Annotated in this window: 13 protein-coding genes; all 13 read right to left on the bottom strand. The window is 35.1% G+C overall.

The window, feature by feature from the left end:
- Positions 1-35: 35 nt before the first annotated feature.
- On the bottom strand, positions 36-1,013 hold the full coding sequence (locus tag AC4GZ8_RS02890) for an ROK family protein (RefSeq protein ID WP_491080295.1): 978 nt from the start codon (positions 1,011-1,013) through the stop codon (positions 36-38).
- 28 nt (positions 1,014-1,041) lie between these two features.
- The gene (locus tag AC4GZ8_RS02885; protein ID WP_491080294.1) at positions 1,042-1,854 is read right to left on the bottom strand and encodes a carbohydrate ABC transporter permease; all 813 of its coding nucleotides are present in this window, start codon (positions 1,852-1,854) and stop codon (positions 1,042-1,044) included.
- Between the two features lie 18 nt (positions 1,855-1,872).
- Positions 1,873-2,814 carry a carbohydrate ABC transporter permease gene (locus tag AC4GZ8_RS02880; RefSeq protein WP_491080293.1) on the bottom strand — a complete coding sequence of 314 codons (942 nt, stop codon included), beginning with the start codon at positions 2,812-2,814 and terminating at the stop codon, positions 1,873-1,875.
- A gap of 160 nt (positions 2,815-2,974) precedes the next feature.
- Entirely contained in the window at positions 2,975-4,234 is a 1,260-nt protein-coding gene (locus AC4GZ8_RS02875) for an ABC transporter substrate-binding protein (protein WP_491080292.1), read from the bottom strand.
- 129 nt (positions 4,235-4,363) lie between these two features.
- The gene (locus AC4GZ8_RS02870; RefSeq protein ID WP_491080291.1) at positions 4,364-5,578 is read right to left on the bottom strand and encodes an ROK family transcriptional regulator; all 1,215 of its coding nucleotides are present in this window, start codon (positions 5,576-5,578) and stop codon (positions 4,364-4,366) included.
- A 642-nt stretch (positions 5,579-6,220) separates the two neighbouring features.
- A complete protein-coding gene (locus tag AC4GZ8_RS02865; RefSeq protein WP_491080290.1) occupies positions 6,221-6,793 on the bottom strand; it encodes a uracil-DNA glycosylase in 573 nt (190 codons plus the stop codon).
- A 330-nt stretch (positions 6,794-7,123) separates the two neighbouring features.
- Positions 7,124-7,735: a YesL family protein gene (locus AC4GZ8_RS02860; RefSeq protein WP_491080289.1), complete on the bottom strand. Its 612-nt coding sequence runs from the start codon at positions 7,733-7,735 to the stop codon at positions 7,124-7,126.
- Between the two features lie 154 nt (positions 7,736-7,889).
- Complete coding sequence (locus AC4GZ8_RS02855; protein WP_491080288.1) at positions 7,890-9,422, bottom strand: alpha-N-arabinofuranosidase; 1,533 nt, start codon at positions 9,420-9,422, stop codon at positions 7,890-7,892.
- 39 nt (positions 9,423-9,461) lie between these two features.
- Positions 9,462-10,304 carry a carbohydrate ABC transporter permease gene (locus AC4GZ8_RS02850; protein WP_491080287.1) on the bottom strand — a complete coding sequence of 281 codons (843 nt, stop codon included), beginning with the start codon at positions 10,302-10,304 and terminating at the stop codon, positions 9,462-9,464.
- Positions 10,305-11,264, bottom strand: coding sequence for a carbohydrate ABC transporter permease (locus AC4GZ8_RS02845; RefSeq protein ID WP_491080286.1), 960 nt, complete (start codon positions 11,262-11,264; stop codon positions 10,305-10,307).
- A gap of 116 nt (positions 11,265-11,380) precedes the next feature.
- A complete protein-coding gene (locus AC4GZ8_RS02840; protein WP_491080285.1) occupies positions 11,381-12,703 on the bottom strand; it encodes an ABC transporter substrate-binding protein in 1,323 nt (440 codons plus the stop codon).
- 156 nt (positions 12,704-12,859) lie between these two features.
- On the bottom strand, positions 12,860-13,867 hold the full coding sequence (locus AC4GZ8_RS02835; protein ID WP_491080284.1) for a LacI family DNA-binding transcriptional regulator: 1,008 nt from the start codon (positions 13,865-13,867) through the stop codon (positions 12,860-12,862).
- Between the two features lie 360 nt (positions 13,868-14,227).
- Positions 14,228-15,247 carry an SGNH/GDSL hydrolase family protein gene (locus AC4GZ8_RS02830; RefSeq protein ID WP_491080283.1) on the bottom strand — a complete coding sequence of 340 codons (1,020 nt, stop codon included), beginning with the start codon at positions 15,245-15,247 and terminating at the stop codon, positions 14,228-14,230.
- Positions 15,248-15,474: the final 227 nt, after the last annotated feature.

Genomic DNA, 15,474 nt, shown 5'->3' with positions numbered 1-15,474 from the left:
CGCCCCTTTACCTTTATAATTAGATACAACTCTCCCTAAACATTGATACTTGGATCAGCCTCTTGAATTTGAAAAAATAAACCAGATGCCCCCATAACGCCTGCTCTTTTACCTAACACGGTTTTTCGAATCACAACCTCCTTACTCATTTGAGAGATGCTATTTTCCGTAACATATTCTTTAACTGTAGGTAGAATAAAATCTGACATATTCATGACTCCACCCCCAAAGACAATTGCCTCGGTATTGAATAAATGAATTAAGCTTGTTACACCAGCCCCCAAATATTCTCCAACTTCTTTAAGTAAAGAAATAGATAAGGGATCGCCTTTTTCAGCAGCTAACGCAATCTCTTCGTTTGTTACTTCTGATCCAGTTTTAAGATCATGTAACAAGCTACTATGATTCTTCATTCTTTGATTGGCTAGTTTTGCGAGCGCTGTACCGGATGCATATTTTTCTAAACATCCACGGTTTCCACACTCACATTGTTCGCCCTTATGAATGATAGTCATGTGTCCAAATTCACCTGCACTATCATTGATTCCTGTTATTAATCTACCGTCACTAATAATTCCAGCCCCAATACCTGTGCTCACCGTAATATAGATCAGATTTCTTTTACCTTTTCCAGCTCCCCAAATCCATTCAGCAATGGCAGCGGAATTCGCATCATTACATACACGAACAGGAAGTTTATAGTGCCCTTTAAGCAATGCTCCAATTGCATAATTTTCTAAGCTTAAATTATTGGCATATACAATTTCATTTCGTTTTAAATCAATGACACCTGCTGATGCAACGCCTATTCCTCTCAATCTTCCTCTATTAACATTCTCTAATAATTGATTTATTGCGTTGATAATCGTATTTGAAATATGTTCAGCTCCATGTTTTGATGATTTGCACTCTATTTCCTTAATGATTTTTCCTTCAACCGAGATTAACGCTACTAATATTTTAGTACCTCCTAAGTCCACCCCGATCGCTAAATCTTTTGTCTCTAAACCCATTTGTATCCTCCTAAGCAATTCTAATAAGCTATCTTCTAACCCCTTGCAAGGCAATTCCTGAGATTAGATGTTTTTGGAAAAAGATAAACATAATCAGCATCGGAATCGTTGAAAGAACAGCTCCGGCCATTAACAACGGATAATCAGTTGAATATTGTCCCTGGAAGGCAGCAATTCCTACCGATAGTACTCTCATATTCTCTGAACTCGTCATAACAAGCGGCCAGAGAAAATCGTTCCACGCTGCAAGAATGGTGAAGATACCTAATGCAATTAATGCCGGTGTTGAATTTGGAAGGATAATTCTCCAATAAATCCCGAATAATGAACATCCGTCCATCGTTGCTGCTTCATCTAGTTCCTTTGGGATGCCCATAAAAAACTGCCTTAACAAAAATACACCGAAAGCGCTAAACATACCTGGTACAATTAATGCATAAAACGTATCAATCCAACCAAGCTGAGTTAAGATCGCATAGTTTGGAATTAAAATAACTTGTGGAGGAACCATCAGCACAGATAAAATCGCAATAAAGATCGTATTTTTAAAAGGGAATCTTAAACGGGCAAAGGCAAATGCAGCCATAGAACATAAAAACAACTGAGCTATCGTTCTACCAAGAGTCAAGATAATCGTGTTAATATAGTATTTTATAAAATTAACACTCTCGAAAACTTCAGCATAGTTTTCAAATTTCCATTCCTTAGGAAAGATTGTTGGTGGTACTTGCATTGATTCTCCAAATGTTTTTAGCGAAGTGGAAACCATCCATAAAAACGGTACAATCATTATAAATGCCCCAAAAATCAGCAATACATGATTACCTATTTTTAATTTCATCTTGTTAGCAACTCCTTTTTACCCATCATAGTGAACCCACTTCTTCTGGAAGACAAACTGAATAATTGTAACGGCCAAAATTGCTAAGAACAATAGAAAGGCTTGTGCAGAAGCCATCCCCATTTGTGAATACTTGAAGCCCGTTTCATAAACCCCAAACACAACAGTTCGCAATGGCTCTAATAGGGCATTGCTATCGCCAATCATGATATAAATCAAGTCAAATACTTGAAGAGAACTAATCATGCCGGTGATGAATACGAAAAATAATGTTGGTGTAATAAGCGGCAGTGTAATGTTGAAAAACTGTTTGATTTTTGAAGCACCATCAATTTGTGCGGCTTCATAATACATTTTGTCGATTCCTTGTAGACCAGCTAGAAGGAGGATCACATTATTCCCTATCGTCATCCAGACGTAAACTAAAATAACAGCGATCAATGAGATACTTGGATTAAACAACCATGAGGGTTGCGGAAGTCCAAAAAGACCTAAAATATAATTGATCAGTCCATATTCTGTGTTATATAGCCACTTCCAAACCATTCCGACTGCTACAGGCATCGTAACTACTGGTAAGAAGTAAAGAGTACGATAAATGACCATCCCTTTTACCCTTTGGTTCAGTAATAAAGAGATTACTAGAGCAAAAATAACAGAGAGCGGAACTGAGATTATCGTAAACACAACCGTATTGATGACCGAACGAATGAATGATTTGTCATTTAGTAATGTTATGATATTATCTAGACCTACATATTCTGCGGTACTTATACCGTTCCATTTCGTAAACGAGAGAGCAAAAGACGCCATCGCTGGAAACATATAAAACACGAGTAGGCCAAGTACAGTCGGTGCAATAAATAGATAAGCCCATAATACTTCCTTTTTAATTTTAGATTTTTTCAATTTAGGTAAAACCGGTTCCTGCCTTTTCTCTGTTGCCACAGAATTTTCCAACTAAACCTCTCCCTTCATTTAGATTTTTTCATGCTCAACCTTCATTTAATAGGATGAGCTTACACTTCTATGTTGAGAAGGGAAATAGCCATTTTACGTGCAATTAACCAATTGACCCCTTCTCACTAAAAAACTAATTCGTTTTAAAAATTTGATTCTATTATTCTTCTTGTTCTTCTTTCAAAATAGCATTCATTTCCGTTCCAACTTTCTCTAAAGCCTCGTCTATTGTCTGTTGGCCCAAAAAGGCAGCTTGTATTTCTTTCATTTCAATATCTTGCCATTCTGCAGTACGTTTTGACACAGGGTAAGCTACACCTGTCTCTTGAGCATCAATAAAGACTTGTAAATCTAATGATGGCAATGATTCTTTCCAAATATCACTCATCGATTTAATCGCCGGGATTGAAAAACCCGTTTCAGCAATAACACGGTTGCCATCTTCATTTGCTAAATACTTAACCAATTCCCATGCTAATTCTTCATCTTTTGTTTTTTCATTCATCGCCCAGCCAATACCATGGACAATTGCTGCTTCTTGCTTTCCTGCTGGAAGTGGTGCAACTCCAACAGAGTCTCCTAATTCATCCACAAATGTAGACGCATTTACATTGATAGATGGTAACATAGCAAGTTTATTTGAAATAAATAATTGATCAACTTTTGTTTCAATTTGAGATTGTGTAGATGGAGATATGCCTTTATCAAATAGATCTTGTAAAAAGGTGAAAGCTTTTTTAGCCTCTGGGGTGTTAAATCCTGAAGTCGTTTTATCATCACTGATAATAAAACCGCCTGCTTGGTGAATTAAATTGTAGTATCCTTGCTGGTTTCCTACAGTATGAGCAGCATAGCCATAAATGCCTTTATCGTGGTTCGTTAATTTTTCTCCCGCTTCTTTTATATCTTCCCATGTCCATGATTCATCCGGATATTCTACCCCTGCTTCGTCAAAAAGCTTTTTATTATAAAATAGACCAACAGCATCAACAAAGTAAGGTGCAGCGTATAACTCTCCTTCTAAAGAATAAAGATCAACGACAGCTGGGAAATATGCATCTTTGTTAAATTGAGAATCCTGAGAAATAAAAGGTTCCAGGTTTTTAATTAATCCTTGTGTTGAATATTGATAGAAGTTCGGACCATTCATCCAGAAGACATCTGGACCACTTCCTCCACCTAAACTTGTCTTTAATTTCGTCCAATAATCTGCCCAAGGCGTATAGGTGACATTAACTTCAACATCTGGGTGGTCTTTTTTAAAGGCTTCGATTGAGGCATCTACTGCATCACTTGCATTTTCATCCCATAATGCAACCTCTAGCTTTTTCTTATTTTCACCACTACTAGAATTAGAACTACATGCAACTAAAGAAATAACCATCAACGTTAAAGCTATCCAACTAAAAATCTTTTTCATAACCTCTCTCATCCCCCAATTAATAGCTTCATTTTCTTTCCACTCTGTTAAGAGTAATCAGAAAAACGATCTGTAGTTCTAAGATGTAGCGTTATTCAAGCTAAACCACCCCCTTAAAAGGACTTATCCTTAAGAAATTTCAAATTTAAACTTCCCATGAAGAAGGACAGCTGCCGAACCGAGTAATTCAAATTCTGGTCCGAGTGAAGTGCTTTGAATGTTGACTTTTTTCTTCAATACCGGGATCACTTTACTTGCTACCATTTCATTAATTCTTTTTAAAAGTAGTGGATTATCTTGAACAATACTTCCACTAAGGATAACAACTTGTGGATTAAACATATGTACGATATTAGTTACAGCAATTGATAAGTATTTTACGACTTCCTCCAAAATTTCAACTGCCAAATCATCTTGCCGATTAACAGCATCTATAAATGTCTTTGGCTTTATTTGGGTTAAATCATGACAAGAAAGTTCTTTAATGATTGTATTAGAGCCCCTCGTTATGATAGCTGATACGATTTTTGAATAGATTGTCGGCCAATTGGTATAGTTCTCTAGACATCCTTTATTACCGCAATCACACTTAACTCCATCTTGGACAACAGTTGTATGACCAAACTCTCCTGAACTACCAAGGAAACCACGATAAATCGAACCATTAATCATTATTCCGGAACCAACTCCATCACCAATTGTTACATATAGTAAATCTTTATAATGGCTAAATGAACCAAAAAAGTTTTCAGCTAAGACGTATGCATTTGCATCGTTATCGACGAAAGTTGGTAAACCAATTTTCTCTTCTATTATTTTTTTTAACTGTACATCATATAATTTTAATTTTGAATTATAAGAAATGACCCCATTATGTGCATCTACAATCCCTGGAGTGATAATGGAAACCCCCTGACACTTTTCAAGATCCTCCTTATTTTTAGTAAATCGTTCAACAACCTCTAACAAAAGTTGAATCATATCATCCCCTAAACAATTGTTTGTAGGATGAATTTCTTTTTTTATAATGTTTCCTTCAAGATCCATATCTGCGATTTTAATAAAAGAATTCGTGACCGATACACCAATTACAGAATGAGCTTTAGGGTTAAATCGAAGTAACACTGGCTTTCTTCCACCACTCGAACTTCCGACTCCATCCTCATAAACAAGCCCTTCATTTATTAACTCAGTGACTGCAGAGGTAACTGTTGTAGGACTTATCCTAATCGTTTTTGCTATTTCAGTTCTTGAGATTGCCCCACGTTTCCGAATTGTATCCAGAATTAGCGATCGATTTAACTCTTGTATTAACCTTAAATCTCCTGTTCTTTGTATATCCATATATATATCCTCTTTTCACAACTTTCTTTTTCCAGTGCCTTTATTTAGTTTTTTAAATCAGAAAATGTTATATTTACTCAAAATCCTGTAATCTTGCTTATTTATTAGTTTAGATTAAAATTCTGATTATTTCGACATCTTTGTAAGACACCCTCACAAATAAATTTTCCCACTTACTTCCTCCAGTGCCTTTATTAAGTATGTTAATTGATAAACCTAGAAATGTAAACGCTTTATTTGGAAATTTTTTAATTTATTTGAAATTCAACTTTTTTCATGTTGGAATTCGCACGATAGAGAAATCATTGATTTATAAAGTATTACACCTCAATCACTTAAATTGGTTATAATTCAGAACTAATATTCTCATCTATACACATCATGAAACCAAAAGTTATTAAACAATCCATCAAACTTTCCAAAATAGATATCCTTGGTTATAAATAAAAAAGACTGTTCGGTTTTTTTACACCAAACAGTCACTCAATAGAGTTACCCTATTGTATACAAATGTTCAAGAATAATTAATTTTTGTTTCAAAAAGATAAGATAAAATCAATAAACTCGAAAAAATCCAAAAAAAGCATTAACCATTCTCCACAATTGGGATCCTTTCAATTAAAGTTGTTTTTCTCCATATCATCATCGTGAAGAATAAACATCAGCAAGGTTTTTCCAGTCTTCTAAAAAGTAAGACCATAAATTAGGTCTCCGTCTTACCGCCAATGGATGATAAGCTACCGTTGTCTTATAACCTCGTACGTCGTGAAGCTTCCCACGCAAAGATTTTACCTCTGCTGTAGGATCTTGTAAAAAGGACTGTGTTGCCACGTTTCCTAGGCACATGATAAACAAAGGCTTTTTTACTTCTAACTGATGATAAAGATGTCTCATACACTTCTCCCTAACAGTTTCTTTGTCATAGGCTCGAACAGGTCTTCGTTTTAGGATATATGTAACATATAAATCTGTTGCATCTAAGCCAACATGGTTGGCTGCATGTTGAAGTGTTTGTCTTGTTCCGCATACTGTCGGGCTACCTTCTCGATCTTCACGTGCACCCGGATTATCTAAAAGGACGATTATAGGTGCTTCAGGGTTACCTTCTCCCCAGATCATTCTTGAACCATGCTTATCAAGACCACACTCACAACAATTTGTTTGTTCTATTGGAGCAGGTTCTTCTGGCCATAAAGATCCATGAAATGTAGACATTTTTTCCTCACCTTCTTACTTCTATTCCTGATTTGGTAAGTATTTAGTTAACTCTCTGTTAAAGTATTTGTATTATGCCACATACACGGAAAGTTATAGTTCACAATAATTTTAACTTCTCACTAAGGCTAGAACAGAAGGATGAAAGATTATCAATCGGTTTCTCACTTTTCCTTTTACGGTTTTCTACATTATGCAAGGCAATATTTTGAAGCATTGAAGAAATTGTTTATCTATATATCGTTCTCAAAAAAACACTCAAATTGCTACATTGATTGTAACGATTTGAGTGTTTTTCTACAAAAAGTTTATCTTCCCTAACTAAAGTGCTTAGAAACTACTCCCAACCTTTTGAAATACCCTTTTGCTAATATACATTGTTAGACATCCAAGTGAACTAACTAATAGGAAAGGAAATAACAACGGGAAGGTAATGAACACCGCAATCAATACAATAGCTCCTAGAATCATAAGGATTGTAAGATGGGGATATGACAAGCTGATAATAAAAGCATATTTGACATATTCAAGCTTTTTTAATTGGAAATGTACATATACAGGGAAGATATATAAAACGATTGAAAGAAAAATAAAGCTAACGGATAGTAAAATAAACAACAAAATAGTAAATATAATTCCATTCATACTTGTTAAAAAGATAAAATCAATGTAAATAAAGAATCCAATTATAACTAACAGCCAGCCCACAAAATTAGCATCTGTAAATGCTTGCCGGTAGCTTTTTTTAAATGTGTGAAAAACCGATACATGCTCTTTTAGTAGCCATTTCCGGATCACAGTTAACATGGCTGCAGTCGCAGGAAAAATACCTAGAAGAAACAAGCCCATTGCACTAAACATAATCCATAGAAAATTAACGTAGGCAAGCCTTATTACCCAATCTCCTATAAAATTTATTTTTGAAAGCATATTATCAACCATACTTATCCCTACCTTCTATACCTTTGATCTATTTTCACATAACTTGCAAAGCTTCATCCTGGCTTCCATCCTTTAATTAGTGATGATGCTCGAATAGAAGGAAAGAAAACTCCCTTATTTATTAGCTTAAGAGAGTTTTCTGTGAATCTACTTATTATTGAACTTCAATGACGAGTACAGATTTCGATGGAATTGTAAAAGAAATCGTATCATTATGGAGTTCAATTTCATCAAATACAGTTGGCTCAATTCGATTAGGAGCTTCAAATGTATTATGTTCTTTCATCGATTCTGCTGTTAATATCCGTCCAGATGCAGTTGAAAAATCTTTCATTTCATTAAGATTACATGTGATTTTTTCTGAATGATTAGGATCTAGATTACAGATGGAAATATGAACCTTCCCTGAATGATCTTGAGAAGCAGAGACATTTAGCATTGGAAGACTATCTTCCCCATATGTATAGTCCCCAGTACTCACACTAACAGGAAGTAACGTTGCTTCTTGGTGAACTTTATACATTTCAAATACATGGTAGGTAGGAGTCAAAATCATGTTCTTTCCTTCAGTTAAAATCAATGCCTGTAACACATTTATCATTTGTGCAATGTTAGCCATGTGGACTCGGTCACAGTGGTTATTAAAAATATTAAGGTTGATGCCTGCCACAAGTGCATCACGCAGTGTATTTTGTTGATAGAGGAATCCGGGATTTGTACCTGGCTCAACTTTAAACCAAGTTCCCCACTCATCAACGATTAAATCAACGTTTTTCTCAGGGTCATATTTATCCATAATCGCCGTATGTTTTTGAATCAGCTCTTCCATCACAAGTGTTCTTTTCATATAATCAAACCATTTTTCTTCCGTAAATTCAGTTGCTGAATCATAGTTTGCTCGATTACGCGTGTAAAAATGAAGGGCGAGTCCATCCATCTCAGGACGGTGATGTTCCCAAATATCCGTTACGACACGATCTGGGAATGGCTCAGTTCTTCCTGTCCCCTCACGCATCATCACTTCTGTCCAATGATAATCTGCCTCGCTAGGACCACATGCGATTTTGTAGATTGGGGTGTCTTGAAAATCCCTAACAAACGTTTGATAGCGGCGATAAAGATCTGCGTAATATTCAACTCTCATTTTTCCACCGCATCCCCAGTTTTCATTTCCAATCCCAAAATATTTAAGCTTCCATGGTTTATCCCTTCCATTCTTTCTTCTTAAATCAGCCATAGGGGATTCCCCATCAAACGTAATATATTCAATCCATTCTTGCATTTCCTGAACCGTTCCACTGCCGACATTTCCACAAATATATGGTTCAGCATTTATTTGTTCACAGAAATCCAAAAATTCATGTGTTCCAAAGTGGTTATTTTCAACGACTTTTCCCCAGTTATTGTTAACAATGCTCGGGCGGGATTCTCTAGGTCCAATCCCATCCTTCCAATGATATTCATCAGCAAAACATCCACCGGGCCAGCGCAAATTAGGAATATTCAGTTTTTTTAAGGCTTGGACCACATCATTGCGAATCCCCCTTGTGTTTGGAATCGAAGAATCTTCTCCAACCCAGATTCCTTCATATATACATCTTCCTAAATGCTCGGCAAAGTGGCCGTAAATATGTTTACTAATAACTTCCTTTTTTTCGCTTTTATTCACATTAATTAATGATGTCATTTTACTATTCCACTCCATTTTAATAGATTTTTAGATAAACTATCCTTTTACTGCCCCTGCTGCAAGACTAGATATAAAGTATTTTTGAGCAAATATAAAAACAATAATAATAGGCAACACGGTTAAAACTGAACCCGCAATTAATACATCATAGTTATTTCCATACGGAGAAAGTAATCCGGCTAAACCAATTGGAAGGGTTAACATTTCTTTCGTCCGTAATACAACTAATGGCCACAGGAAATTGTTCCAACTAAATAAAGCTAATAAAATACCCATCGCCCCATATGCCGGCTTCATCAACGGAATCATAATTCGAAAGAAAATTCCATACTCTGTACACCCATCAATTCTAGCAGCATCCATTAAATCATTAGGTAGAGATAAAGCATATTGCCTAAAGAAAAAGATCGCCAATGGATGAATAATCATAGGTAGAATCACACCTGTATAGGTATTTACGAAACCTAGCCCAATCATCATTTTAAATAATGGAAGCATCAATATTTCAAAAGGAATCAACATGATTAATAGAACTAAAAACAAAACAATACTTTGACCTTTGAAGCGATACATGGCTAGGCTGTACCCAACCATTGATGAAAATATTAATGCTAGAATAGTAGAGATAACTGTGATCAACACACTGTTTTTAAACCAATGGAAATAGATACTGCCATCTGTGAATAGATACACATAATTTTTTAGACTCCAAAGTTCAAATTGAGGATAAACATTCAACCCATACCTCATCAGCTCTGTTGAAGGTTTAAATGAAGCGATTGTTAATGCTGCCAATGGAAATACGGCAATTAATACTGGGATTATCATAAACAAAAGTAATAATCCTGATACCCATTTTCTGCGACTCTGATTCTTCATTTAATTACCTCCCTTCTCACTGAAACCTGTTAGTTTTAGTTGAAGGTATCCCAAAATCCCTACAATAATCAATAACGTTACGCCAACAGCAGAGCCAAAACCTAATTGGTTATACTGAAATCCTTCTTTATACAAATAACCTACAAGTGTTAAAGAAATATTCCCAGGTGAATTTACTTGCCAAAACACATAAGCTTCTTCAAACATTTTATAACCTGCAAATAAAGTGATCGTTAATACATAAACAGTAACCGGCTTTAAAAAAGGAAGTGTAATATGTCTAAATTTATTAAAGGTATTAGCGCCATCAATTTCAGCTGCTTCATACATTTCCTTGGGTATATTTTGTAGGCCAGTTAAGAAGTAAATCATATTTACACCCATCCATCTCCAAGTTGCCAATCCAACCATCAGAAACATAAGTGCTGCCTCATTTTGCCTCCAGGCAATAGGGTCAAAGCCAAAAAAACCGATAAAAGAATTACCAAAGGCTGTTTCCGATTCCGCAAAAAGCAGTCGGAAAATAACACCTGCAACAATGGTAGAGGTTAACGCTGGAATAAAGATACAAGCTCTGAAGAATGTCTTGCCTTTCATTAGTTTCGAATTTAAAACGATTGCCAATAAAAGTGGCAACGGTATTAAAATAACAATTGTCCAGAAAGTATAAAACGTTGTATTGGATAGAGCTTTATAAAACGTTGGATTAAATAGCTTCATGTAATTATCTAACCCAATAAATTTCGTTTGGCCAGGAAGTACTTCTTGGAAGCTCATTAAGACAGTAGAAATAACTGGGTATAAATAAAACCCGCAAAAAATGAGTAAGAATGGAAACACAAGCACATAAGGTGCAATTTTTTGTGAATAGAAGATATTTTTAATTGTGTATCCTTTTCTTTTTGGGCTAACATTATCAAATTCTTTTGTATTTAAATTTGGAGGAGAATCTGGCCTCATGTTTAAACCTCCCTTAATCTGTAAAAAGGAGTACTCATGAAGATGCCTACTTTTGTACACGTTGGGCAAAATTCTTCAAGAGTACCCTGGTCGTACAACAATTCATTTATGTTCTTTTATCGACTTCGCAGTTCATCTGCAGCTTGCTGTAAGGCTTCTTCAGGTGTTTGAGTTTTTTCTCTAAGTACATTGTGTAAAACATTTGTTTCAATCAAATCTCTTGCCAAAGGAGTATTAGGAGTAATATTTAACGGATTGATTTCATCTTTAATTCCAAGTAACATATCAAACAAACCGTCGCCAAAATATTCTGTAAATTTATTAGACTCTTTTAACTCAGGAGCATCCCAAACATCGTGTCGTGGTGGATCAAAGCCTAGAATCGTCCAAATTTTAATATTCGCTTCTTTTGATAGCTTAGCAAAAGCTAAAAAGTCTTTAGCTAACTGAACATCTTTTGCCTGCTTTGTTACCGCAGTCCCTGTTCCACCCATTCCAGCTGAACGGAATCCCCCTTCTTCCCAACTCGGCATTGGTTTCATGACAATGTTTCCTGATTGATCAGGCATATGTTCAACAAAACGGCTTGCGTACCAAGAAGGCATAATTAAAGAAGCTGCACCACCTTCATTCATGAAGGCAAAGAATTCTTCACTGTCATGTCTAGAACCAGGTGCAAGTACGGCAATCTCATCTTTATAGAGCATATCATTAATAAACTGTAAGACTTCTGTGTTATCTTTGTTATCTAAGATAACTTCACCATTGCTGTCAAAGAAATCAGAACCTTTTTGACTGATCATAGGATAAAAGCTCCAAAATCCCGTTGTAAAGACAGGTGTCATCGGTTTATCCGTTTTAGCTTTGATCACTTTTCCAATTTCTACAAAATCATCCCATGTTTTAATATCATCAGGACTTACACCAGCTTCATCAAATATTTTCGTATTATAAAATGCGACTGAAGCTCCAACATGTGTAGGTGCACCATAATACTTTCCGTCAGCAGAATATATCTCGAATCTTGATTTAACAAAACTATCTAATTCAGGCTCGACAATATCATTTAAGGGTTCCAATTGAATATCCCCTTGCAGGAAGTTCGGAAAACGATTAACCTCAATATCTACGATATCTGGTGCTCCAACACCGGATTGTAAAGCTAGCAGAAGGTTGTTATGCATCTCATCATAAGGAAAAGACTCTGCTTTTAATTGAATTTGTCGATCTGGATACGTTTCATTCCATCTTTTGGCAGCATCTTCAAAGAATTCCACATGTAACCCTTGAAATGTCCAATATGTTAATTCTTGCGCTCCCCCTTCATTAGTAGGTCCTGTAGAATTATTTGAAGAAGTACCTTGATTGCCACTGCATCCTGCTAAAATAAAGCTGATGATCATCAACATGATAAACCACATTTTGAACAACTTACTCAATTTTTTTCCTCCTTTAGAAAAATCTTGTTGAATGAATATCTAAAATATAAGCATCACCTCCCTAAAAAAGATTAATAACTTAGGTGTAAGCGGTTCCTAAATAGATAGAAATAAATCCTAATAATGACCAAGATGTTTTTGATTTGTCCTTTCTTTTCATTTAGCTTTACAGGTTGATTGGCGGAATATTAATTTTGGTAAAACCTCGGATTTAACAGGTTCCGTTTGTTTTTTTCGTTTAATTTTTGTAATCAGTAGTTTAGAAGATTTCTCTCCCATTTCTAGAACTGGTGTAGATATGGTCGTAAGGGGTGGATCTAATAGTTCATTCCATTCAAAATCATCAAACCCAATTACAGATACATCCTCCGGAATTTTTAATCCCTTTTCTCGTATTGCCTTTAACACTTCTAACGTTAGATTAATATTGGTCGATAAAAATGCTGTTGGTGGATTCGGACTTTCTAATAGTCGCAATGTTGTTTGTACCCCTTGTCCCTTTTCCTGTTTAATGATATTTATTAAATGATGATCAACAGGAAAATGGTAATTTTTTAATGCTTTTTTATATGCTTCCAATTTTTCTTGACGAACGAGGATATTTTCAATCGGATAAAGCATAATTGCAATTTGCTTATGTCCTAAGTTTACTAGATAGTCCATAGCTTCTGTCGTTCCGGTTGTATTATCAACAATGACCATATCTTCTTGGATAGTTTGAGGGGAACTATTTATAAATACCATTGGAAATTTGATAGATTGAAGATAAGTAAATAGTTCACTACGGGGATTAATCGTATTAATAATTAATCCATCAACCTGTTTTCCAATTAATATTTTAATATTTTCTTCCTCTTGCTCTGGAGACGATGATGAGTTACTAACCATTAAACTATAGCCATTCTTTAGACATTCTTCTTGAATACCCTTAATGATTTCTGTGCAAAAAGGAGACATATCTGCTATAATCAGTCCAATGATTTTTGTCTCTTTTTTTTTCAAGCTTTGTGCCACTGAATTTGGTCGATAGTCTAATTCTTCTATTGCTTTAAGGATTTTCTGTTTCATCTCCTCTGACATATGTTTATAATTATGATTTAATACTCTCGAAACAGAGCTTTTTGAAACACCTGCCTTTTTTGCTACATCCTCAATTGTCGTCATTGACTGATCCTCCTAAGGTATAAAAACGGTTTATGATAAAGATTATTTAATTAGGCAAGCTTTTATTCCACATTTTTAAAATTAAAAAAACTCTCTTAAATTGAGAGTTTTCCTTAACTACTGCATATTTCGTAATAAGATTTTCCTTCACAGAACCATTAAATGATGATCCCTATGATAATCAGATCATTCATTTTAGGAGGTTTCATAAAAATAGCGTTGCACATGAAATTTATCCATCCTTGATGATAAATTCATGACCTAAACCTATGCACCATCGAGTAGATCTGTTACATGAGCATAAGACTTTTCAACTTAGAAATCCATTGTGTTCTATTTCGATTTCATTTCAAAAGATCTTTATTCTTCATTCTCATTGATGACCTCTTCCTCGACACTCACTTCTTCCATGTTCTCTAAGATCCGCTTTGCCATTAGTTTATATCCTGTAGTGTTGGGATGGAAATAATCATCTGCTAATAACTCTATGTCGGAATTACTAAACAAGTCAGAAGTTGGAATATAATTCACATTTTCAAATTCTTCCGTAACGAATTTACTCGATTCATTCCAGTCGTCAACAATCATTTGCATTTCTTCAACATCATCAAAATAACGCTCAAATGGATTATAAAAACCGATCAAATAAACTTTTGTATCTGGATTTAATTCATTGATCTTATTAAGAATCACTCTTAATCTTTCAAGATATTTTGGTTTTTCTTGATTAAAAAGCTCTATATGAAGGTTCATAAAATTATTTCGAACAATTTTCATAATGTCGTTGGCGCCAATTGTGATAAAAACAATATCAGCCTTTTGAATGGATGCTGCAATCTCTTTCTTTTCTAAACGTTTTATTAATTGGTCTGTCCGGTTTCCTCTTTTTCCGTAATTTTCAATGGTAATATTGATGTCATTCTCTTGAAACGTGTTATTTAAGATCCCGACATAACCGCCATTTTCTGTTTCGTCTCCTACACCTTGAGTGAGAGAATCACCGATTGCCACAACCTTTAGGTCCTTCTTGAATAATTTGATGACACCTTCTACGACTCCCCTAACCTTTTCCTTTATACCTTGTGGTATTGTGGTCCGTTTATCATTCTCGCCATTTGCGCCTTCTTTCACTTCTTCATCTGTCAAATCAATAGAAACATCCTCAACCTTTACCTCTTTTTCAGGGGCAGGATCTTTAGAAACCTTCTCATCTTTGGTTATAGAGTGATCTGTCTTTTCATCAGAATCTGCCGCTCCATTCATTATCGATGTCTCTACATTTATCTGTTTTGATTGATTAGAATTAGAAAGAACTAAGTATAGGCTAAAGCACACTACTAGCAAACTAGCAAGAATGACCATTAGTTTCCTGCTCCGCATGTTTACCCACACCTATCAATTTAAAGTTTTGTTTAATGATTATAAACAGTTTTCTTATTTTAGCATGAACGTTAACATAGCGTAAAATAAGAAAAAAATGGCAATATCATTCTTATGACCTATTTAATCGTATAGAAACAAGTCTTTTGAACAGAATAATATTTCTTTAAAACAAAAACTTTTACATACATCGTTAGAAGCCTTACTTTATCTTATTTAAAGAGATG

This window comes from Metabacillus sp. RB-C-LZQ-3-1 (assembly GCF_058315175.1).
This window is presented reverse-complemented; position numbering and strand designations above follow the sequence as displayed.